Source organism: Erwinia sp. S43 (genome assembly GCF_016624745.1).
GTDB lineage: Bacteria > Pseudomonadota > Gammaproteobacteria > Enterobacterales > Enterobacteriaceae > Erwinia > Erwinia coffeiphila.
In genome coordinates, this window is record NZ_JACVTX010000007.1 from 194133 (window position 1) to 215044 (window position 20912).

At 55.3% G+C, this 20912-nt stretch carries 21 protein-coding genes; 17 read left to right on the forward strand and 4 right to left on the reverse strand.

What is annotated here, in order from left to right; all coding sequences use genetic code 11:
* Nucleotides 1-84 precede the first annotated feature (84 nt).
* The 10 genes from hfq (at nt 85) to IBT47_RS11965 (ending at nt 11589) form a co-directional block, all read left to right on the forward strand.
* A complete protein-coding gene (hfq, locus tag IBT47_RS11920) occupies nt 85-396 on the forward strand; it encodes an RNA chaperone Hfq (protein ID WP_105592088.1) in 312 nt (103 codons plus the stop codon).
* A 199-nt stretch (nt 397-595) separates the two neighbouring features.
* Nucleotides 596-1876, forward strand: coding sequence for a ribosome rescue GTPase HflX (gene hflX / locus IBT47_RS11925; RefSeq protein WP_105592087.1), 1281 nt, complete (start codon nt 596-598; stop codon nt 1874-1876).
* Between the two features lie 68 nt (nt 1877-1944).
* The gene (hflK, locus tag IBT47_RS11930; RefSeq protein ID WP_200560594.1) at nt 1945-3198 is read left to right on the forward strand and encodes an FtsH protease activity modulator HflK; all 1254 of its coding nucleotides are present in this window, start codon (nt 1945-1947) and stop codon (nt 3196-3198) included.
* Nucleotides 3199-3201: 3 nt separating this feature from the next.
* Nucleotides 3202-4206 (forward strand): protease modulator HflC, encoded by a 1005-nt coding sequence (hflC, locus tag IBT47_RS11935; RefSeq protein WP_200560595.1) that lies wholly within the window; start codon nt 3202-3204, stop codon nt 4204-4206.
* 100 nt (nt 4207-4306) lie between these two features.
* Complete coding sequence (locus IBT47_RS11940) at nt 4307-4507, forward strand: DUF2065 domain-containing protein (RefSeq protein ID WP_105592084.1); 201 nt, start codon at nt 4307-4309, stop codon at nt 4505-4507.
* 135 nt (nt 4508-4642) lie between these two features.
* Nucleotides 4643-5941 carry an adenylosuccinate synthase gene (locus IBT47_RS11945; RefSeq protein ID WP_200560596.1) on the forward strand — a complete coding sequence of 433 codons (1299 nt, stop codon included), beginning with the start codon at nt 4643-4645 and terminating at the stop codon, nt 5939-5941.
* 197 nt (nt 5942-6138) lie between these two features.
* Nucleotides 6139-6582 carry a nitric oxide-sensing transcriptional repressor NsrR gene (gene nsrR / locus IBT47_RS11950; RefSeq protein WP_105592082.1) on the forward strand — a complete coding sequence of 148 codons (444 nt, stop codon included), beginning with the start codon at nt 6139-6141 and terminating at the stop codon, nt 6580-6582.
* Nucleotides 6583-6598: 16 nt separating this feature from the next.
* Nucleotides 6599-9046, forward strand: coding sequence for a ribonuclease R (gene rnr / locus IBT47_RS11955; protein WP_200560597.1), 2448 nt, complete (start codon nt 6599-6601; stop codon nt 9044-9046).
* Nucleotides 9047-9134: 88 nt separating this feature from the next.
* On the forward strand, nt 9135-9872 hold the full coding sequence (gene rlmB, locus IBT47_RS11960) for a 23S rRNA (guanosine(2251)-2'-O)-methyltransferase RlmB (RefSeq protein WP_105592080.1): 738 nt from the start codon (nt 9135-9137) through the stop codon (nt 9870-9872).
* 85 nt (nt 9873-9957) lie between these two features.
* Nucleotides 9958-11589: an isovaleryl-CoA dehydrogenase gene (locus tag IBT47_RS11965; RefSeq protein ID WP_200560598.1), complete on the forward strand. Its 1632-nt coding sequence runs from the start codon at nt 9958-9960 to the stop codon at nt 11587-11589.
* On the opposite strand, the gene bsmA is transcribed toward IBT47_RS11965, so the two are convergent.
* A complete protein-coding gene (bsmA, locus tag IBT47_RS11970) occupies nt 11563-11889 on the reverse strand; it encodes a biofilm peroxide resistance protein BsmA (protein ID WP_200560599.1) in 327 nt (108 codons plus the stop codon). The genes IBT47_RS11965 and bsmA overlap by 27 nt on opposite strands.
* 354 nt (nt 11890-12243) lie before the next feature.
* Here bsmA and rpsF point away from each other — a divergent pair, with 354 nt between their 5' ends.
* The 4 genes from rpsF to rplI are packed head-to-tail and all read left to right on the forward strand — an operon-like array spanning nt 12244 to nt 13685.
* A complete protein-coding gene (rpsF, locus tag IBT47_RS11975; RefSeq protein WP_004160104.1) occupies nt 12244-12639 on the forward strand; it encodes a 30S ribosomal protein S6 in 396 nt (131 codons plus the stop codon).
* A 5-nt stretch (nt 12640-12644) separates the two neighbouring features.
* The gene (gene priB, locus IBT47_RS11980; protein WP_105592077.1) at nt 12645-12962 is read left to right on the forward strand and encodes a primosomal replication protein N; all 318 of its coding nucleotides are present in this window, start codon (nt 12645-12647) and stop codon (nt 12960-12962) included.
* 4 nt (nt 12963-12966) lie between these two features.
* Complete coding sequence (gene rpsR, locus IBT47_RS11985; protein WP_000135199.1) at nt 12967-13194, forward strand: 30S ribosomal protein S18; 228 nt, start codon at nt 12967-12969, stop codon at nt 13192-13194.
* 38 nt (nt 13195-13232) lie between these two features.
* Entirely contained in the window at nt 13233-13685 is a 453-nt protein-coding gene (gene rplI, locus IBT47_RS11990; protein WP_200560600.1) for a 50S ribosomal protein L9, read from the forward strand.
* A gap of 92 nt (nt 13686-13777) precedes the next feature.
* Here rplI and IBT47_RS11995 read toward each other — a convergent pair whose 3' ends face one another.
* A complete protein-coding gene (locus tag IBT47_RS11995) occupies nt 13778-14320 on the reverse strand; it encodes an OapA family protein (protein ID WP_234471852.1) in 543 nt (180 codons plus the stop codon).
* 377 nt (nt 14321-14697) lie between these two features.
* Here IBT47_RS11995 and fklB point away from each other — a divergent pair, with 377 nt between their 5' ends.
* Nucleotides 14698-15318, forward strand: coding sequence for an FKBP-type peptidyl-prolyl cis-trans isomerase (gene fklB / locus IBT47_RS12000; RefSeq protein WP_105592075.1), 621 nt, complete (start codon nt 14698-14700; stop codon nt 15316-15318).
* A gap of 44 nt (nt 15319-15362) precedes the next feature.
* Here fklB and IBT47_RS12005 read toward each other — a convergent pair whose 3' ends face one another.
* Nucleotides 15363-17300, reverse strand: a complete 1938-nt coding sequence (locus tag IBT47_RS12005) for a bifunctional 2',3'-cyclic-nucleotide 2'-phosphodiesterase/3'-nucleotidase (protein WP_200560602.1) — start codon at nt 17298-17300, stop codon at nt 15363-15365.
* Nucleotides 17301-17625: 325 nt separating this feature from the next.
* Here IBT47_RS12005 and cysQ point away from each other — a divergent pair, with 325 nt between their 5' ends.
* Nucleotides 17626-18372: a 3'(2'),5'-bisphosphate nucleotidase CysQ gene (gene cysQ / locus IBT47_RS12010; RefSeq protein WP_200560603.1), complete on the forward strand. Its 747-nt coding sequence runs from the start codon at nt 17626-17628 to the stop codon at nt 18370-18372.
* Nucleotides 18373-18484: 112 nt separating this feature from the next.
* On the opposite strand, the gene IBT47_RS12015 is transcribed toward cysQ, so the two are convergent.
* Nucleotides 18485-19042, reverse strand: a complete 558-nt coding sequence (locus IBT47_RS12015) for a YtfJ family protein (protein WP_200560604.1) — start codon at nt 19040-19042, stop codon at nt 18485-18487.
* A 318-nt stretch (nt 19043-19360) separates the two neighbouring features.
* On the opposite strand from IBT47_RS12015, the gene IBT47_RS12020 reads away from it, so the two are divergent.
* A complete protein-coding gene (locus tag IBT47_RS12020) occupies nt 19361-19567 on the forward strand; it encodes a DUF1107 domain-containing protein (protein WP_105592072.1) in 207 nt (68 codons plus the stop codon).
* The last annotated feature ends 1345 nt before the right edge of the window (nt 19568-20912 follow it).

Consider the following 20912-nt stretch of genomic DNA (forward strand, 5'->3'; position numbering starts at 1 on the left):
TTATCGCGCGCAAATTTTTTACGTCGTATTTCGAATCGCAAGGTTCTTAAGTTACAAACAACAAGCATATAAGGAAAAGATAGAATGGCTAAGGGGCAATCATTGCAAGATCCGTTCTTGAACGCACTGCGTCGTGAACGTGTTCCGGTTTCGATTTATTTGGTAAATGGCATCAAACTTCAGGGTCAGATTGAGTCGTTTGATCAGTTTGTCATTCTTTTGAAAAATACGGTTAGCCAGATGGTGTATAAGCACGCGATCTCAACCGTTGTTCCGTCCCGTCCCGTTTCCCATCACAGCAATAATGCGGGTGGCGGTAGCAACAACTATCATCATGGCGGAAGTAACCAGGGGGCGTCTTCTCAGCCTCAACAAGACAATGATGACGCTGAATAAATAGCGCCGCTGTCTATCCATGACGGGGAGTTGTTCCCCGTCCTGGCATAACGTTTTATCCTGATTTTCTCATCTCGCCCAGGCGGGGTGATATTGCGTAAAAATGCCGATTATTGAGCTGGCGCGCCATGTTTAAGCTGATTTTGATGCAGTATGGCCATCGGGTAGCAGGTTCAACCAGGTTCTGAGAGGTTTAAGTTTGTTTGACCGTTATGATGCCGGTGAGCAGGCCGTACTGGTACACATCTATTTTTCGCAAGACAAAGATATGGAAGATCTACAGGAGTTTGAAACTCTGGTTTCTTCCGCTGGCGTTGAAGCGCTCCGTGTCGTTACCGGTAGCCGTAAAGCACCGCATCCTAAATACTTTGTCGGTGAAGGAAAAGCTGTAGAAATTGCCGAAGCGGTTAAAGAGAGCGGGGCTTCCGTGGTGCTTTTTGACCACTCGCTCAGCCCGGCCCAGGAACGCAACCTTGAAGCGCTCTGTGAATGCCGCGTCATTGACCGTACCGGATTAATTCTGGATATCTTTGCGCAGCGAGCCCGAACTCACGAAGGTAAATTACAGGTAGAACTGGCGCAGCTGCGTCATCTTGCGACCCGTCTTGTACGCGGCTGGACGCACCTTGAGCGCCAGAAAGGCGGTATCGGTTTGCGTGGCCCGGGTGAAACCCAGCTCGAAACCGACCGTCGGTTATTAAGAAATCGCATTACGCTGATACTTTCCCGTCTTGAGCGCGTTGAGAAGCAGCGCGAACAGGGCAGGCAGTCGCGCAGCAAAGCCGATGTGCCGACCGTTTCGCTGGTGGGCTATACCAACGCCGGTAAGTCCACTCTGTTTAACCGTTTGACGTCTGCCGATGTTTACGCAGCCGATCAGCTGTTTGCCACGCTCGATCCGACGCTGCGCCGGGTGAATGTAGCCGACGTGGGCGAGGTTGTGCTGGCGGATACTGTAGGCTTTATCCGCCATCTTCCCCACGACCTGGTTGCGGCGTTTAAAGCCACGCTGCAGGAAACGCGTCAGGCGACGCTGCTGCTGCATATTATTGATGCTGCCGATGTCCGTCTTGATGAAAACATTGAAGCGGTAAACGTCGTGCTGGAAGAGATCGAGTCTGATGAGATCCCCAGCCTGCTGATTATGAATAAGATTGATATGCTGGAAGATTTCGTCCCGCGTATCGATCGTGATGAAGAAAACCTGCCGATCCGCGTCTGGCTGTCCGCACAAACCGGCGAGGGGATCCCGCTACTGTTCCAGGCTCTGACTGAGCGTCTGGCCGGTGAAATCGCGCAGTATGATTTGTGTTTGCCGCCGGAAGCGGGGCGGCTGCGCAGTCGTTTTTATCAGCTTCAGGCGATAGAAAAAGAGTGGAATGAGGATGATGGGAGCGTAGGTTTACACATACGCATGCCGATCGTTGACTGGCGACGTCTGTGCAAGCAGGAGCCGGAGCTGGTGAATTACATTGTTTGACTGATTTTGCCTGACACGCGTATCCCGGCTTGGGATACCACCGCACACACAATTAATGGAGCATAAACATGGCGTGGAATCAGCCCGGAAATAACGGACAGGACCGCGACCCGTGGGGAAGCAGCAATAATCAAGGCGGCAACTCTGGGGGAAATAAGGGAGGACGTGATAAAGGTCCTCCTGATTTGGATGATATCTTCCGTAAACTGAGCAATAAGCTTGGTGGTCTGGGCGGTGGCAAAAAAGGTGGCGATGGCGGCAATGGTAACGATCAGCGTCGTTCCGGTAACACCGGGCGTCTGGTCAGCATCGCGGCAGCGGCTGTAGTGGTCATTTGGGCCGGTAGCGGCTTCTATACCATCAAGGAAGCCGAGCGCGGTGTGGTAACTCGTTTTGGTAAATTCAGCCATCTGGTTGAACCAGGCCTGAACTGGAAACCAACCTTTATCGATCAGGTCCGCGCAGTTAACGTTGAGGCGGTGCGCGAGCTTTCTGCCTCCGGTACGATGCTGACCTCTGATGAAAACGTCGTGCGCGTTGAAATGAACGTGCAGTACCGCGTCACCAACCCTGAACGCTATCTGTTCTCGGTGACCAGCGCGGATGACAGTCTGCGTCAGGCAACCGACAGCGCCCTGCGCGGCGTGATTGGTCGCTCAACGATGGACCGCATTCTGACCGAAGGCCGTACCGTCGTGCGTAGCGATACCCAGCGCGAGCTGGAAGAAACCATTCGCCCTTACGATATGGGGATTACGCTGCTGGACGTTAACTTCCAGACTGCGCGTCCACCGGAAGAGGTGAAAGCCGCATTTGACGATGCGATTGCCGCACGTGAAAACCGCGAGCAGAAAGTGCGTGAAGCAGAAGCCTACGCGAACGGAGAAATCCCGGTAGCGCGTGGTAAAGCGCAGGAAACGCTGGAAAGAGCCCGTGCTTATAAAGCGCGTGTGACGCTGGAAGCGCAGGGGGAAGTGGACAGCTTCGCACGTATTCTGCCGGAGTATAAAGCTGCACCGCAGATTACCCGTGAACGTTTGTATATCGAAACCATGGAACGCGTGCTGGGCCATACGCGCAAAGTACTGGTAAACGACAAAGGCAACAGCCTGATGGTTCTGCCACTGGACCAGCTGATGCGTGGCCAGTCCGGCAGCGCTCCTGCGAGCAGCGGCGACAGCACCAATCTAATGCGTCTGCCTCCTGCCAGCAGCGGCAGCGAACGCGCCAGCAGCAGTACGTCGTTCAGCCCGGACGACATCATGGATCAGCGCAGGGTGAACTCCCAGCGTAACGATACCCAGCGCGAAGGGAGAGAGTAATCGATGCGTAAGCCATTAATCGTATTATTGATTGTTGTGCTGGTGGTGCTGTACGCGTCACTGTTTGTTGTACAGGAAGGGCAGCGTGGCATTGTGATGCGCTTCGGTAAAGTTCTGCGTGATGATGAGAACAAGCCGCTGGTCTATGAACCAGGCCTGCACTTTAAGATCCCATTCCTGGAATCCATGAAGCCGCTTGATGCCCGTATCCAGACCATGGATAACCAGGCAGACCGCTTCGTGACCAAAGAGAAGAAAGATCTGATCGTTGACTCCTATATCAAATGGCGCATCAGCGATTTCAGCCGCTACTACCTCGCTACCGGCGGTGGTGATGTATCCCAGGCTGAAGTTCTGCTGAAACGTAAGTTCAGTGACCGTCTGCGTTCTGAGATTGGTCGCCTGGATGTAAAAGATATTGTCACCGACTCACGTGGTCGCCTGACTACCGACGTTCGCGATGCGCTGAACACCGGTAGCGCGGGTGCGGATGATGAAGTGGCCACGCCGGCAGCGGACGATGCGATTGCTTCCGTCGCCAAGCGTGTTGAGAGTGAGACCAATAGCAAAGAACCGTCGATCAACCCGAACAGCATGGCTGCGTTAGGTATTCAGGTGGTGGATGTTCGCATCAAGCAGATCAACCTGCCAACTGAAGTGTCTGACGCGATCTTTGCCCGTATGCGTGCAGAACGTGAATCCGTTGCCCGTAGCCAGCGTGCGCAGGGTGATGAAGAAGCAGCAAAAGTGACCGCGCAGGCGGATTATGAAGTTGCCTTCATCAGTGCTCAGGCAGAGCGTCAGGCGCGTATCACCCGCGGTGAAGGTGATGCCGAAGCAGCAAAACTGTTTGCCGATGCCTTCAGCCAGGATCAGGATTTCTATGCGTTTATGCGTAGCCTGCGTGCCTACGAGAACAGCTTCAAGAGCAATCAGGACGTGATGGTGCTCAGCCCGGATAGCGACTTCTTCCGCTTTATGAAGAATCCGTCTACCACGACGCGCTGATAATCTGTTATAACTGCGAAAGGCTGGATTTATCCGGCCTTTTTTTATGGCCGGAATTTGCCCGGCAGCGGCTGGCAGAACAGTAACGAGATCGACGAAGATGAATGCAATTGTGTGGATGGCAGTGGGGTTAGTATTGGTTTTTGAAGGGCTTGGCCCGATGCTCTGGCCGCGCATTTGGAGACGAATGATTTTGTCGATGGCGCAGCTACCGGATGCACTACTGCGCAGGGTAGGCGGCGGGCTGGTTGTGGCGGGTGCTGTGATCTACTACATGATTAGCGTACGTAACGGTGGCTAAATCCACCGTATGTTGTGATATCCGACCGGTTATGGTGATTGTCGGCAAAAAAGTACGCAATCGTATGCTAAAACAGCTGAAAGACTAAAATGACGATGGTAGAATCCATTTTTAAGCAATCGGTGATTTTGAGAAATGGGTAAGAACGTCGTCGTACTGGGCACCCAATGGGGTGACGAAGGTAAAGGTAAGATTGTTGACCTCCTGACAGAACGTGCTAAATACGTAGTGCGCTATCAGGGCGGCCATAACGCTGGCCATACGCTAGTCATCAACGGTGAAAAAACCGTCCTCCACTTAATTCCATCTGGCATCCTGCGTGAAAACGTGACCAGCATCATCGGCAACGGTGTTGTACTGTCTCCGGCTGCGCTGATGAAAGAGATGAAAGGTCTGGAAGATCGCGGCTTCCCGGTACGCGAACGTCTGTTCATTTCTGAAGCCTGCCCGCTGATCCTTGAGTATCACGTGGCGCTGGACGTTGCGCGCGAAAAAGCACGCGGCGCGAAAGCGATCGGTACGACCGGTCGCGGTATTGGCCCGGCTTACGAAGATAAAGTGGCTCGTCGTGGCCTGCGCGTTGGTGACCTGTTCAACAAAGAAACCTTCGCGGCCAAGCTGAAAGAAGTGATGGAATACCATAACTTCCAGCTGGTTAACTTCTACAAAGCCGATGCGGTTGACTACGATAAAGTGCTGGCGGATACCTTGGCAATTGCCGATATCCTGACCAGCATGGTGGTTGACGTGTCTGAACTGCTGGACGGCGCGCGCAAGCGTGGCGACCTGATCATGTTCGAAGGCGCACAGGGTACGCTGCTGGATATTGACCACGGTACCTATCCGTACGTGACCTCGTCTAACACCACCGCAGGTGGCGTGGCAACGGGTTCAGGTATCGGTCCGCGCTATGTTGATTACGTTCTGGGTATCGTTAAAGCCTACTCCACCCGCGTGGGTGCAGGTCCGTTCCCAACCGAACTGTTCGACGAAACCGGTGAGTTCCTGTGCGAGAAAGGCAACGAGTTCGGTGCTACCACCGGTCGTCGTCGTCGTACCGGCTGGCTGGATGCGGTTGCCGTGCGTCGCGCCGTGCAGATCAACTCCCTCTCTGGCTTCTGCATGACCAAACTGGACGTGCTGGATGGTCTGAAAGAAGTGAAAATCTGTGTGGCATACCGTATGCCGGACGGCAGCGAAGTGACCACCACTCCGCTGGCAGCAGAAAACTGGGAAGGTATCGAGCCAATCTACGAAACCCTGCCAGGCTGGAGCGAAACGACCTTTGGCGTGAAAACGCGTGATGGTCTGCCGCAGGCAGCGCTTGATTACATCAAGCGCGTTGAAGAAGTGACCGGCGTACCGGTTGATATTATTTCAACCGGTCCGGACCGTAGTGAAACGATGATTCTGCGCGACCCGTTTGACGCATAATTGTATTTCAGGCCGGGCATTGCCCGGCCAGATCCTTTCCTGCACTGGTTTCCTGCCGTCCCCGTCAGTTCGTTTCACCAATGCCGCTTGTTTAAATAAAATCGCCCCTTTGCGGTGGCTGGTTTATTATCATTGCTAACAAAGTCCATTCTTAAGCGGATTACAGCTTCAATACGGGTTTTATCCTTGAGGTTACTGTGCAGCTAACCAGTTTTACCGATTACGGCTTGCGTGCGCTGATCTACCTTGCCTCTCTGCCAGAGGGCCAGATGACCAGCATCACCGAAGTGACAGACACTTATGGCGTGTCCCGTAATCATATGGTCAAAATTATCAATCAACTTAGCCGTGCCGGCTACATCGCGGCGATGCGCGGTAAAAATGGCGGTATTCGCCTGGGCAGACCGGCTGAGGAGATAGTGATAGGCCAGGTAGTCCGTGATATGGAACCGCTTCAGCTGGTGAATTGCCACAGCGATTTCTGCCATATCACCTCTGCCTGTCGCCTGAAAAAGGCGCTGCATGATGCTGTCCAGAGCTTCCTGCGGGAACTGGACAATTACACCCTGGCTGACCTGGTGGAAGATAACCATCCGCTTTACAAAATTTTGCTGACCGACCGCGTGTCGCTCAGCAGCTGACAACGGAGGAACCTCGATGTCAAAAGATCCCTTTCAGGAAAGAGAAGCTGAAAAGTACGAAAACCCGATCCCCAGCCGTGAGTTTATTCTCGCGCACCTGGACAAACGTGAAAAGCCTGCCAGCCGGGAAGAGCTGGCGGTAGAGCTATCCATTAACGGTGAAGAGCAGACTGAAGCGCTGCGCCGCCGCCTGCGCGCAATGGAGCGCGACGGGCAGCTGGTCTTCACCCGCCGCCAGTGCTACGCGCTGCCGGAACGCCTCGATCTGTTAAAAGGCAAAGTCATTGGCCATCGTGATGGCTTCGGCTTCCTGCGTATTGAAGGCAGCAAAGACGATCTTTATCTCTCTGCCGAGCAGATGAAGATGTGCATGCACGGCGATATCATTCTCGCTCAGGCCATGGGCGCCGATCGCCGTGGCCGTCGCGAAGTGCGCGTGGTGCGCGTAGTCGAACCGCGCAGCGCACAAATTGTAGGCCGCTACTTTACCGATGCGGGCGTCGGCTTTGTCGTTCCCGACGACAGCCGCCTGAGCTTCGATATTTTAATCCCGGCCGAAGAGCTGATGGGCGCAAAAATGGGCTTTGTGGTGGTGGTGGAGCTGACGCAGCGCCCGACCCGCCGTACGAAAGCCATTGGTAAAATCGTCGAGGTGCTTGGCGATAACATGGGCACCAGTCTGGCCGTTGAAATGGCGCTGCGCACCCATGATATTCCGCACGTCTGGCCGCCGGAGCTGGAAAAACAGATCGCTCATCTGAGTGAAGAAGTGCCGGAAGAGGCGAAAAAAGGCCGTGTGGATCTACGCGATCTGCCGCTGGTCACCATTGATGGTGAAGATGCCCGCGACTTCGATGACGCCGTATTCTGTGAGCGTAAGCGCGGTGGCGGCTGGCGTCTGTGGGTTGCCATTGCGGACGTCAGCTACTACGTGCGTCCTGGCACGCCGCTGGATGCCGAAGCCATTAACCGTGGTACATCAGTGTACTTCCCGTCGCAGGTTGTACCGATGCTGCCGGAAGTGCTGTCAAACGGCCTGTGCTCGCTGAATCCGGAAGTGGATCGTCTGTGCATGGTGTGCGAGATGACCGTATCCTCCACAGGTAAACTGACCGGCTACAAGCACTATGAAGCGGTGATGAACTCGTTCGCCCGCCTGACCTATAACAAGGTGTGGAACATTCTGCAGGGCGATCAGGATCTGCGCGAGCAGTATCAGCCGCTGGTGAAAGACCTGGAAGAGCTGCACCGCATGTATCTGGCGCTGGAGAAATCCCGTGAACAGCGCGGCGGTATCTCGTTTGAAACGGAAGAGGCGAAGTTTATCTTCAACGCTGAACGCCGTATCGATCGTATTGAGCAGGTATCCCGCAACGATGCGCACAAGCTGATCGAAGAGTGCATGATCCTCGCCAATATCGCCTCTGCGCGCTTCGTGGAGAAGAATAATGAGCCTGCGCTGTTCCGCGATCACGATCGTCCAAGCGATGACAGCATCAAAAGCTTCCGTTCCGTACTGAACGAGCTGGGCCTGACGCTGCCGGGTGGCAACAAGCCGCAGCCGCTGGACTACGCCGAGCTGCTGAGCCAGATTGCTGGCCGTCCTGACCACGAAATGCTGCAAACCATGCTGCTGCGTTCCATGAAGCAGGCGGTTTACGATCCGGAAAACCGTGGCCACTTTGGCCTGGCGCTGGCATCTTACGCGCACTTCACCTCGCCGATCCGTCGTTATCCGGACCTGCTGCTGCACCGTGCCATTAAGTATCTGCTGGCGAAAGAGAACAACACGCTACAGGGGAACACCACGCCAACCGGTGGTTTCCACTACGATCTGCAGCAGATGCTACAGTTTGGCCAGCACTGTTCGATGACCGAGCGCCGTGCTGATGAAGCGACGCGCGACGTTGCCGACTGGCTGAAGTGTGACTTCATGCAGGATCAGGTGGGTGAAACCTTCAGCGGGGTGATTTCCAGCGTGACCGGCTTTGGTTTCTTCGTGCGTCTTGACGATCTGTTTATCGACGGCCTGGTTCACGTGTCGACGCTGGACAACGACTACTACCGCTTTGACGCCGTCGGGCAGCGCCTGATCGGCGAGTCCGGTGGCCGTACCTATCGCCTGGGCGATTCGGTGGAAGTGCGCGTTGATGCGGTGCATATGGACGAGCGTAAGATTGATTTCGCACTGATCTCCAGCCAGCGTAAGCCGCGCGGTGAAGGGAAAACCGAGCGTGAACGTGAAAAACGCGGTGTGGCCAAAAACAGCGGTAACCGCCGCCGTGCCCCGCGTCCGGGTAGTAAAAACTTCGAGCCGGACAGCGACTTCCGCAAAGCGGGCGAGTCAAAAAATGCCCAAGCGGCGAAAAAAGAAAAAAAGCCACGCAAGCCGTCGGATAAAACCCGTAAAATCGCCGCCGCCACCAAAGCGAAACGCGCAGGGAAAAAATCCGACCGCGACTAACTGAGCGGTGTGAATAACCGGCAGCAGGGGGCGAGCGTTGATGCGTTTGCCCCTTTCAACTGAATGATGACCTTTGAGTAACTGAACCATGAGTGAAATTGTTTTTGGTATCCACGCCGTACAGGCGCTGCTGGACAGCGACCCCCAGCGTTTCCAGGAAGTCTTTATCCAAAAAGGGCGTGACGATCGCCGCTTACAAACGCTGGTGAAAGCGCTGGAAGCGCAGGGCGTGGTGATCCAGGTGGCGAACAAGCAGATGCTGGACAGCAAGTCTGAAGGCGCCGTGCATCAGGGCATTATTGCCCGCATTAAACCGGGCCGTCAGTATCAGGAAGGCGATCTTCCCGATCTGCTGGAGAGCCTGGAAAGCCCGTTCTTCCTGATCCTCGACGGCGTGACCGACCCGCATAACCTGGGGGCCTGCCTGCGCAGCGCCGACGCCGCAGGCGTTCATGCGGTTATCGTGCCAAAAGATCGCTCTGCCGCCCTGAATGCGACCGCGAAGAAAGTGGCCAGCGGTGCCGCTGAGCATGTGCCGCTGATCCGTGTGACCAACCTGGCACGCACCATGCGCCAGCTGCAGGAATCCAACGTGTGGATCGTCGGCACCGCCGGTGAGGCCGACCACGACCTGTACCAGAGCAAAATGACCGGGCCGATGGCGCTGGTGATGGGTGCAGAAGGCGAGGGCATGCGCCGCCTGACGCGCGAGCACTGCGATGAACTGATCAGCATCCCGATGGCGGGCAGCGTGTCTTCACTGAACGTTTCCGTCGCGACCGGTATTTGCCTGTTTGAAGCGGTACGTCAGCGCAGCGTTAAGTAAATTGCTCGGGGCGTGACCTGCGCCCCAGCATTCTTCGCCCCTCGTTTTATCCTGTCATCTGGCCCGTTTTAAACAGGATGCCGTGATGGACTGGAAAACCCATACTGTTTTCAATCAACCCGCCCCCCTCAGCAATAGCAATCTGTTTCTTTCCGATATTCCGCTGCGCGATGCCGTGCTGCGCCACGGTGCTGGCTGGGATGCTGAACGCCTGGCTTCCGTCGGACAACAGCTGGGCAGCGCGGAATCGCTTGAGCTGGGAAGGCTGGCAAACCGTAATCCACCGGAGCTGCTGCGCTACGATGCCATGGGGGAAAGGCTGGATGATGTGCGTTTCCATCCTGCATGGCATCTGCTGATGCAGGGGCTGTGTGCGAACCGGGTGCACAATCTGCCGTGGCAGCCCGATGCGCCAGAGAATGCCTTCGTGGCACGCGCCGCTCGTTTCATCCTGCATGCCCAGGTTGAGGCCGGAACGCTGTGCCCGGTTACCATGACCTTCGGTGCCATTCCGCTGCTACAGCGCCATTTACCCGCCGACTTTCACGCCTGGCTGCCGGGGCTGCTCTCCGATCGCTACGACGCCCATCTTCAGCCTGGTGAACAAAAGCGCGGCCTGTTGATTGGCATGGGCATGACCGAAAAGCAGGGCGGAACCGACGTGTTGAGTAATACCACGCGTGCTGAACCCGTCAGCCATCGTGGCCCCGGTGAATGCTACCGGCTGGTCGGGCATAAATGGTTTTTCTCGGTGCCGCAAAGCGATGCCCATCTGGTGCTGGCGCAGACCCCGGCTGGCCTGTCGTGTTTTTTCCTGCCGCGATTGCTGCCGGACGGCACGCGCAATGGTGTACAGATCGAGCGTCTGAAAGACAAACTCGGCAACCGCTCCAATGCCAGTAGTGAAGTGGAGTTCAGGGATGCGCTCGGCTGGCTGATTGGCGACGAGGGCGAAGGCGTGCGGCAAATCCTGAAAATGGGCGGTTACACGCGCTTTGACTGCGCGCTGGGTAGCCATGGTCAGATGCGTCGTGCATTTTCAGTGGCGCTGTACCATGCCCATCAGCGGCAGGTGCAGGGGAAAACGCTGGTAGACCAGCCGCTGATGCGCCAGGTGTTGGCCTCTCAGGCGCTGGTACTGGAAGGGCAAACGGCGCTGCTGATGCGTCTTGCTCGTGCCTGGTCTGATGCGAAAGATGAAGCCGAGCGGGGCTATAGCCGCTTGCTCACCCCTGCTGCCAAATACGTTATTTGTAAACGCGGAATCCCGTTTGTAGCCGAATCGATGGAGGTACTTGGCGGCATCGGCTACTGCGAGGACAGCGAACTGCCCCGACTGTACCGCGAGATGCCGGTTAACAGCATTTGGGAGGGTTCAGGTAACGTGATGTGCCTGGACGTGCTGCGAGTCTTACTTAAGCAGCCAGCGATCGGTGAGCGACTGGATGCGCAGTTTGCCGAGGTGAAAGGGATTAACCGACATTTTGACCAGCAGTGGCGGCAGCTCAGATTATTACTTCGCCAGCCGGATGAAGCGCGAGCGCGAGGTCTGGTTGAACGGCTGTTCTCACTGGCGACGGCGGAGCAGGTGCTGCGCTATCTTGAGCCGCCGCTGGCGGACGCGTGGTGCCGCCAGCAGCTGGACTCACGTGGAGGCGCGGCAATCCCCGATGAGGTTTGCCAGCGCCTGCTACTGCGCGCCAGCGGCGTGAGTTGATGGCCCGTAGAAGATCGCCGAAGCGTACCACATGCCCGGAGCCACCGTTTCGCTCACCAGCTGGATCAGGTAGTAGCTGGCCCCGCTGGCGTTGGCTTTTGCCGCCAGCGCCCGCTCGGCATCGTCCGGGGAGCCGCGCACCGTGACACTGGCCGTTCCCAGTCGTGTCAGATTGGTGCTTTGGGCGCGGACGATCTCCTGCGCGTGGTCCGCTGGCGGCGGCGGTGGCTGGGGTGTGGTTTTCAGCGCGCTGCAGGCGCTCAGCAGCAGGATGACGGATAACGCAATGATCGGACGCATCTTCAGCTCTCTTTGATGGCAGTGGCATGAGTTTACGTTATTCCACGCCAGAACGAGACGATTTCACCTGAAATGCCCGCGGCAGATGAGCAGAATCCTGCCCCGGCGGCGGCTGTTGCAGCGCCTTTCAGCATGAATTTATCATTGATGCTGCGGCCGCATCTTTTTTCTCCGCTCGCTCGATCTTTACCTTGTGTTTCCCACCCCTCGCCAGTATGATTACGCGTCAATTTTTCAGCCGCATTCTCAAGTTGTAGCCTGCTAATCGTTGGTTACGGCTTATAACGTTCCTTGCTTCCATGGGCCGCGGCTGACCCCGACAGGAGGCTGAATAATCCGTAAGGAGCAAATTCGATGCGTCATTACGAAATCGTATTTATGGTTCACCCTGACCAGAGCGAACAGGTTCCTGGCATGATCGAGCGCTACTCTGCCACCATCACTGGTGCAGAAGGTACGATCCACCGCCTGGAAGACTGGGGCCGTCGTCAGCTGGCTTACCCGATCAACAAACTGCACAAAGCTCACTACGTTCTGCTGAACGTTGAAGCTCCGCAGGAAGCGATCGATGAGCTGGAAACTAACTTCCGCTTCAACGACGCCGTTATCCGCAGCATGGTTATGCGCGTTAAGCACGCGGTAACTGAAGCATCTCCGATGGTTAAAGCGAAAGACGAGCGCCGTGAGCGTCGTGAAGATTTCGCTAACGAAACCTCTGATGATGCAGATGCTGGGGATTCTGAAGAGTAATTTCTATGACGGCTAACCGTCTGACGCTGTCTGGCACCGTGTGCAAGACGCCGATGCGAAAAGTCAGCCCGTCAGGAATTCCACACTGCCAGTTCGTGCTTGAGCATCGTTCACAGCAGGTGGAAGCCGGTTTTACCCGGCAAGCCTGGTGCCGTATGCCGGTGATTATCAGCGGCAAAGCCCATCAGGCCATTACTCAAAGTATAACGGTCGGCGCGCAGGTCACGGTTCAGGGTTTTATTTGCAGCCATCAAGGGCGCAACGGCCTGAACAAACTCGTACTGCATGCCGAGCAGATTGAATTGATAGATTCTGGAGACTAGCCAAATGGCACGTTATTTCCGTCGTCGCAAGTTCTGCCGTTTCACCGCGGAAGGCGTTCAAGAGATCGATTATAAAGATATCGCAACGCTGAAAAACTACATCACTGAAAGCGGCAAGATCGTACCAAGCCGTATCACCGGTACTCGTGCAAAATACCAGCGTCAGCTGGCTCGTGCTATCAAGCGCGCGCGTTACCTGTCCCTGCTGCCGTACACCGATCGTCATCAGTAACGGCAACTGTCTATTAACGACTTTAAGAGGATAAGGTAATGCAAGTTATTCTGCTTGATAAAGTAGCAAACCTGGGCACCCTGGGCGACCAGGTAAACGTTAAAGCGGGCTACGCTCGTAACTTCCTGGTACCACAGGGCAAAGCTGTTCCTGCTACCAAGAAAAACGTTGAGTTCTTCGAAGCACGCCGTGCAGAGCTGGAAGCCAAACTGGCTGACGTTCTGTCTGCTGCTAACGCTCGCGCTGAGAAAATCAACGCACTGGGCACCGTTACCATCGCGTCTAAATCAGGCGACGAAGGTAAACTGTTCGGTTCCATCGGTACCCGCGACATCGCTGACGCTGTAACTGCAGCTGGCGTTGAAGTGGTTAAGAGCGAAGTTCGTCTGCCGAACGGCGTTCTGCGCACCACCGGTGAGCACGAAGTGGACTTCCAGGTTCACAGCGAAGTATTCGCGAAACTGATCGTGAATGTAGTTGCTGAAGCTTAATCGCTTTTAGCAATTAAAAACGCCGGCCTCGTGCCGGCGTTTTTGTTTCTGTGGGAAGCTGAAGACGCTGCGCATCCCCAGCGTTGCCCGTGCTACTGAGCGCGAATAAATGAACCGTCTGCCTGACGAGTAAACAGAATTTCCCTTCCCGCTGACTCCAGCGTTAATCCCGTAACAACGCCTGCTGCATTGAGCCGGATTTTCACCCTCTGGCCCGCATTCAATGTACTGAGCGGTTTATCACTGCCTTCCACCTGCGCCATCGCAAAGACATCGTTAACCGACAGATTATTATCGCGGAACAGCTGCGCCAGCGTCTGGCCGGACGCAATCGTATAGTTGCGCCACTGCCCGCGTGAATCACCCTGCGTGCTGCTGCTTTGCGGGAAGTCGTCGGCGATATTCGCCTGTAACGGCACTTCAGTCCCCTCAGAACCGCTTTGCAGCGGCGTAACCGGTGCTCGCAGCGGGGAAGGGGTTGGCCACAGGAAGGCCAGCAGGATCACTACAACGGCAACGATAATACCGCGACGGTGTGGTGCGGGGAGCGGGTCCATCCAGTGCATCTTATCCGGCAGATGCCAGATATGGCTGAGCCACGCGGGGGAGCGTGAAACTTTCGATGCATTTGGCATAGCTTCCTCCTTTCGGCGCACGCTGCGCGCCATCAGTAAGACTCTGGCCATCCAGCTTTTCCATGCGAAAGAGAAACGTGGCTGGCTTTTCCTGCGCCGGCGGGCAATTTGGCCCATTTATACCTCTGAGTACACTGTAGCTGAACCGGTTACCCCTGGGGTGAAAAAATTCCGCAATCTGGACAAACGTGGTCTGTTTTTATTCTGGGAACGGGAAAGACACGCTGTGCGGTAACCATTTGAGCATTCTGAATAATTGAAGACATTATTGTTTCTCTTTCGCGATCAAAAGTCACCAGTAGAAGATGGGATTTTACGCACGTTCTCTGCGCTGTTATGCTTCGGCTTCTGTTTTATCAATGATGAAAGGAAAATCCATGACAACCCCTTCTTTTGACAGTGTAGAAGCGCAAGCAAGTTACGGTATCGGTTTACAGGTTGGCCAGCAGCTGCAGGAATCTGGTCTGCAGGGTCTGCAACCAGAGGCGCTACTGGCGGGCCTGCGTGATGCGCTGGAAGGGAATGCCCCGGCTGTTCCTGTTGATGTTGTTCACCGCGCGCTGCGTGAAGTTCATGAGCGTGCTGAGGTTGTGCGCCAGGAGCGTCAGAAAGCGCTGGCAGTGGAAGGTCAGAAATTCCTGGAAGAGAACGCGAAGCGTGACGGCGTCAGCAGCACCGAAACCGGCCTGCAGTTTAGCGTGCTGACTCAGGGTGAAGGTGCCATCCCATCCCGTCAGGATCGCGTACGCGTTCACTACACCGGTAAACTGATTGACGGCAGCGTGTTTGACAGCTCTGTACAGCGCGGTGAACCGGCTGAGTTCCCGGTCAGCGGCGTGATCCCAGGCTGGATCGAAGCGCTTACCCTGATGCCGGTTGGCTCTAAGTGGGAGCTGGTTATCCCTCACAACCTGGCGTACGGCGAGCGCGGTGCAGGCGCATCAATCCCGCCATACAGCACGCTAGTATTTGAAGTCGAACTGCTGGAAATTCTGTAATCCCTCAGGCGCGCCCTGTGGGGCGCGCCTGCTGCTGTTCCCCGTTATTGCAGCTTTAGCTGATAAATCGCAAAGCCCGTTTCATCCGTTGCCACCTGCTTGAGCGGATACTGGGCGTGAGTGCGAATAAATTCAGCGGCTTTCTCCCCCGGCGCGGTCTCAAAACGAATATCCAGCGGCGTATTGCTGACTATCGGTGCCAGTCGCCAGTTATTGTCTGCCTGCGGCTTCACCTCGCCATCGGCTTTGGTTTGTGCGCTGATATAGGCGGCAAGCACCGAACGGTTCTCATCCGGTGAGGCAAACGCTATCTGCTTTTCACCCGTGCCTGCAAATTTCCCACCGTAAGCGCGATAGTTATTTGTGGCAACGAGGAAAGTGGCTTCTGGATCGATGGGCTTGCCGTTGAAGGTTAAATCACGAATACGCGAGCTTTCCGGATTGATCAGCTGGCATTCGCTGTCATAGCGTGCAGGTTGGGTGATATCGATCTGGTAGTTCACACCGTCAATCACATCGAAATTATAGGTACGGAAGTCCCAGTTAATCAGCGACTGCGGGCTGCTGTTATGAATATCAATCTGATTGAACTGCCCGGCAGAACACTCCAGCCACTCTTTTACCTGAGCACCGCTGACCTTCATCACCACCAGGGTGTTGGGATATAGATAGAGATCGGCGGCGTTACGGAACGTCAGCTGGCCTTTATCCACTTCAACATAGCTGGCCGGATCGTTTTTACGGCCTCCGGCCTTAAAGGGTGCTGCTGCGGAAAGTACCGGCAACCGCGCCAGGTCGGGATCGCCCTGGATAAAGCGTTCTGTATAGTCGCGCTGGGCATTATTAACGATCTGTACGGTCGGATCGTCCTGCACCAGCGACAGATAGCTGGCCATCACGTCGGCGGATTTGCCAATTGGCTGGCTGACAAACTCACGCGTGCCGTTATGATCGTCGGCCAGCACTTTCACCAGCGCCGGATCTTCCGCCGCCAGCGACTTTTTCGCTGCCTTGTCATAAACTGGCCGCGCTTCTGCTTTGGCACCGATCACCTTCCAGCTGCCACTCTCGTTATTCAGCACCAGATCGACCACGCCGAGGTGATCGCCCCACATCCCGGGCATCACTGCCGGAATGCCATTGAGCGTCCCCTGCTCGATGTCAGCGCCTTTAATGGCGGCGAAGTCGGCGCTGGGGAATACGGCGTGCGCGTGGCCAAACATAATGGCGTCAATGCCCGGAACCTGGCTGAGGTAGTAAACGGAGTTTTCCGCCAGCGCGTGATACGGCTCGCTGGAAAGGCCGGAGTGCGGGATGGCCACAACGATATCTGCACCCTGAGCGCGCATCTCCGGCACCCATTTTTTCGCGGTGGCGGTGATGTCATCCACCGTAACCTTACCGCTGAGGTTCTTTTTGTCCCACACCATAATCTGCGGCGGCACAAAGCCGATATAGCCGACCTTCAGAGTATGCTCTTTACCTGCGCGATCGCGCACCTTCACCGGTTCAATCAGGAAAGGCGTAAATAGCGGCTTACCACTGGCAACGTCAATAATATTGGCGTTAATGTAGGGGAAGCGTGCACCGGCGATCGCCTTTTGCAGATAGTCGAGGCCGTAATTAAACTCATGGTTACCCAGATTGCCGACGCTGTAGTTCAGGGTGTTCATCGCTTTATAAACCGGATGAGTCTCTCCCTTATTCAGCCCCTTCGCCGCCATATAATCCCCCAGCGGGCTGCCCTGGATCACGTCACCGTTATCGACCAGTACGCTATTCGTCACCTGCTGGCGCGCTGCGGCGATAAGCGAGGCGGTGCGCACAAGGCCATATTTATCGGTGGGCTGATCTTTGTAGTAATCGAAGTCCATCATATTACTGTGCAGATCGGTGGTTTCCAGAATACGAAAATCGACCGTGGCGGCCTGTAGTGTGCCGCTGACCAGCAGTGTGAGCAGCGTAATGCCAGGTTTAAACATGTTGTCTCCCTTTCTGATGCCTGACTGAATTTCGATAACCTTCGCAGAAAAATATGAAAATTTGTCGTTATGCTGCAAAAAAATGTGATCGAAAGCCGATAATTAGCCGTGATTTTCCGCAAAAACCTGAACTGTGAGGATCGAATGCACGATGGCAGAAAATAATCAAAACGGTGTCATCGTGGGGGGGTTCTACGCTATGCTTTTGAAATAAATGGCTAACCTGTTGTTAACCCTGGCTCAAGTGAACTGCTATTCTCAGTAGAGTGCCTTAGCGTTTGCGCGTTGATAGCAGGCCTGTATGAATCCGATCGGGAGGTGGAAAGTGTTAGAACAAATTTGCCAGCTGGCACGTGAAGCAGGTGATGCAATTATGCAGGTGTATGATGCACCCACGCCGGTAGACGTAACACGCAAATCTGATGATTCCCCGGTAACGGCGGCGGACATTGCGGCGCATAAAATTATTGTTGCCGGGCTGCAGGCGCTTTCCCCGCAGATCCCGGTGCTGTCAGAAGAAGATCCGGCCGACTGGCCGACCCGTCAGAGCTGGGAGAGCTACTGGCTGGTGGACCCGCTGGACGGAACGAAAGAGTTTATCAAACGCAACGGTGAGTTTACCGTCAATATTGCGCTGATTGAGGGAGGAAAACCGGTCCTGGGCGTGGTGTATGCGCCGGTGCTGGACGTGATGTACTCCGCAGCGAACGGTAAGGCTTGGAAAGAAGAGGGCGGACAGAAAGCACAGATTCAGGTTCGTGAAGCCCATCCTCCGCTGGTGGTGATCAGCCGTTCACACGCGGCATCCGATCTGGAGCTGAAAGAATACCTCGATCACATGGGCGAGCATCAGACTACGGCGATCGGTTCATCATTGAAGTTTTGCTTGGTTGCAGAAGGTAAAGCGCAGCTTTATCCGCGCTTCGGGCCGACCAACATCTGGGATACCGGTGCAGGGCATGCTGTAGCCCTGGCGGCGGGTGCGCACGTCAACGACTGGCAGGGGAAAACGCTGGACTACACGCCGCGTGAATCCTTCCTCAATCCGGGGTTCCGCGTCTCAATCTTTTAAGTCTTGACTGGTGCTACCGGATATTGACAGCAGCTACAGCGCAGCGATAAATGTTTGACGGTTGTTAGCCCGGCCTGAGGAGGCATTGTCCCTTCAGGCCGGGATGTAATCTTTATTTTAAAAGCGCCTGCAGCAGCGCCATGACCTGTTTAACCTCATCCTGCGTCAGCGCACCGTCCTTCACGAAGCGGACCTTGCCCTCTTTATCCAACACGGCAATCGCCGAACCACCGCTCTGCAGCTGCCATGCCTTCAGCACACTGCCATTGCTGTCGATAATAAACTGCGACCATGGGAACTGTTTCTTATTGCTCTCGATGCTGCTGCGCACAAACATGCCGGTGCCAGGAATCGCATCGTCGGTGTTCACAATGGTGGTGGTTTGATAACGATCGTGCGGTAATTTCGCGGCTTTAATGGCTTCAATCAGCGCAGCATTTTGCTCTTTAGCAGACGAGCGACCGGCAATATGTTGGAGCACCCGCACTTTTCCCACCAGCTGCGCGCTATTCCAGTTTTTATAGCTAAACTTATCTTGTTGATACACCAGCTCTCCTTTGTCGGCGATACCGACAGGAGGAACGCGCTGGTTCTCAGCCAGATTATGCGCCCCAGCCATAAACGGCAGCAGGAGACAGGTCAGCGCAAGGAAATGTCGAACTTTTCTCATAATCGCTCCAGCGTAATGTGATCGGACCAGTTGTTCACTCAGATGTAATAATAAGTGTGGATGATGCTGCTGTCGCATAGAAATAACATCTTTGCAACACACTGCACAAAACCCTGTAGATCGAAGGTTTATACTGCATCTCATCGATAGGGAGAGATAGTGCTCTGTAATGATGTGTAAACGTAGTAAAAAAATTGGGAATTAAGGACATAGAAAGCAATCAGTGTTCTATAGTCTAATCACTTTGCGCTTCACGGATTCGTCTCTGATTTGGTTACGGACGGAGCGTACGTTAAATATTCAGGAGTACAATCAACAATGAAAATATTCCAACGCTATAACCCACTTCAGGTTGCTAAGTACGTTAAAACCCTGTTTCGTGGTCGGTTGTATATTAAGGATGTTGGCGCGTTTGAGTTCGATAAAGGTAAGATTTTGCTGCCGCGCGTGAAGGATAAGCAGCATTTTAGTGTGATGTCAGAAGTGAACCGCCAGGTTTTGCGCCTCCAGTCAGAGTTTAACTGATGTAAGAGAAGGCGCCCTGTGGTGTGATGTTTGTCTGTCGAGAGTTTGAAGCCGCTATCTTGTTGAGAGGGCGGCTTTTTTGTTGCCTGGTGGCTGGTGGCTGGTGGTTTCGGGGATCGGGGTTCAGCCTCTGCGGCTACCGGGCGGTCCTCGCGCCACGCTTTGCGTGGTGCCTTCGTTTCCGGCTGCGGGCCTTGCGGATCGGCGTGGAGCGGGCGTCCTGCCCGCGCCACGCCTGAGCCACGCGTCCATGCGTGTCTCTCCGGTCCCGCAGCCTGCACCTCAGCGCTGCGGATTGTCCGGTAACCGCAGAGGCTGAATCCCCTTGCAGCATCATCGTTGCTTTCAGGCAGGGGCTGACAGATTTTTCTGGTCCCACCACCTCCACCTCAGCGCTGCGGATTGTCCGGTAGCCGCAGAGGCTGACCCCCTTGCAGCATCATCGTTGCTTTCAGGCAGGGGCTGACAGGTCTTTCTGGTCCCGCAGCCTGCACCTCAGCGCTGCGGATTGCCCGGTAGCCGCAGAGGCTGACCCCCTTGCAGCATCATCGTTGCTTTCAGGTAGGGGCTGACAGGTCTTTCTGGTCCCACCACCTCCACCTCAGCGCTGCGGATTGTCCGGTAGCCGCAGAGGCCGACCCCCTTGCAACATCATCGTTGCTTTCAGGCAGGGGCTGACAGGTTTTTCTAGTCCCGCCACCTGCACCTCAGCACTGCGGATTGTCCGGTAACCGCAGAGGCTGAATCCCTGGCAGAAAAATCATCGCTTTCTGGAAGGGGCTAATCGGTCTCTCCGGTCCCGCCTACGGATTACCTCTGCCGTGGAGGCTGACTCGTTGCCAGAGATAAGCCCCCCTCAATCAGACGCGTTTTTCTTATATCTGGCATCGGGGTTAAAAAAATCAGGCCCGGGGGAATAGCGATTTCAACGAAGCCAGCTGAGAGAAAGAAAGTGAACAGCACTTCGAACAATATTCAGAGTGTAATCCTTCGGATAAACAACAAATTGAGAAATTTGAGAAAACGAGATTCTTTAACAGGCATCACTAACTGTTAAAAGCGGACTGGTTGGGGGCGGCTACGGACAATCCGCAGCGCTGAACGCAGAGAGGAGGCCAGGATTCGCCAGCAGGACGCTGGCGAAAGGCTCGGTCGGGCCATGGATGGACCGTCTGAGCCGGTCCGACAGGCTGACGAACGAAGTGAAGGTAACCGCGAAGCGGCGCGAGGACCGCCCGTAGCCGCCCCCAACCAGTCGGCGCGGGCACCGCTCAGCCAGAAGACCCGGCTAACACCAACCAGTCGGCGCGGGCACCGCTCAGCCAGAAGACCCGGCTAACACCAA

What these genes read in the sequence shown, in the direction of transcription:
- hfq (WP_105592088.1), top strand. Translation starts at nt 85, where the DNA reads ATGGCTAAGGGGCAATCATTGCAAGATCCGTTCTTGAACGCACTGCGT.
- hflK (WP_200560594.1), top strand. Translation starts at nt 1,945, where the DNA reads ATGGCGTGGAATCAGCCCGGAAATAACGGACAGGACCGCGACCCGTGG.
- hflC (WP_200560595.1), top strand. Translation starts at nt 3,202, where the DNA reads ATGCGTAAGCCATTAATCGTATTATTGATTGTTGTGCTGGTGGTGCTG.
- IBT47_RS11940 (WP_105592084.1), top strand. Translation starts at nt 4,307, where the DNA reads ATGAATGCAATTGTGTGGATGGCAGTGGGGTTAGTATTGGTTTTTGAA.
- IBT47_RS11945 (WP_200560596.1), top strand. Translation starts at nt 4,643, where the DNA reads ATGGGTAAGAACGTCGTCGTACTGGGCACCCAATGGGGTGACGAAGGT.
- rnr (WP_200560597.1), top strand. Translation starts at nt 6,599, where the DNA reads ATGTCAAAAGATCCCTTTCAGGAAAGAGAAGCTGAAAAGTACGAAAAC.
- rlmB (WP_105592080.1), top strand. Translation starts at nt 9,135, where the DNA reads ATGAGTGAAATTGTTTTTGGTATCCACGCCGTACAGGCGCTGCTGGAC.
- IBT47_RS11965 (WP_200560598.1), top strand. Translation starts at nt 9,958, where the DNA reads ATGGACTGGAAAACCCATACTGTTTTCAATCAACCCGCCCCCCTCAGC.
- bsmA (WP_200560599.1), bottom strand. Translation starts at nt 11,889, where the DNA reads ATGCGTCCGATCATTGCGTTATCCGTCATCCTGCTGCTGAGCGCCTGC.
- rpsF (WP_004160104.1), top strand. Translation starts at nt 12,244, where the DNA reads ATGCGTCATTACGAAATCGTATTTATGGTTCACCCTGACCAGAGCGAA.
- priB (WP_105592077.1), top strand. Translation starts at nt 12,645, where the DNA reads ATGACGGCTAACCGTCTGACGCTGTCTGGCACCGTGTGCAAGACGCCG.
- rpsR (WP_000135199.1), top strand. Translation starts at nt 12,967, where the DNA reads ATGGCACGTTATTTCCGTCGTCGCAAGTTCTGCCGTTTCACCGCGGAA.
- rplI (WP_200560600.1), top strand. Translation starts at nt 13,233, where the DNA reads ATGCAAGTTATTCTGCTTGATAAAGTAGCAAACCTGGGCACCCTGGGC.
- IBT47_RS11995 (WP_234471852.1), bottom strand. Translation starts at nt 14,320, where the DNA reads ATGCCAAATGCATCGAAAGTTTCACGCTCCCCCGCGTGGCTCAGCCAT.
- fklB (WP_105592075.1), top strand. Translation starts at nt 14,698, where the DNA reads ATGACAACCCCTTCTTTTGACAGTGTAGAAGCGCAAGCAAGTTACGGT.
- IBT47_RS12005 (WP_200560602.1), bottom strand. Translation starts at nt 17,300, where the DNA reads ATGTTTAAACCTGGCATTACGCTGCTCACACTGCTGGTCAGCGGCACA.
- IBT47_RS12015 (WP_200560604.1), bottom strand. Translation starts at nt 19,042, where the DNA reads ATGAGAAAAGTTCGACATTTCCTTGCGCTGACCTGTCTCCTGCTGCCG.
- IBT47_RS12020 (WP_105592072.1), top strand. Translation starts at nt 19,361, where the DNA reads ATGAAAATATTCCAACGCTATAACCCACTTCAGGTTGCTAAGTACGTT.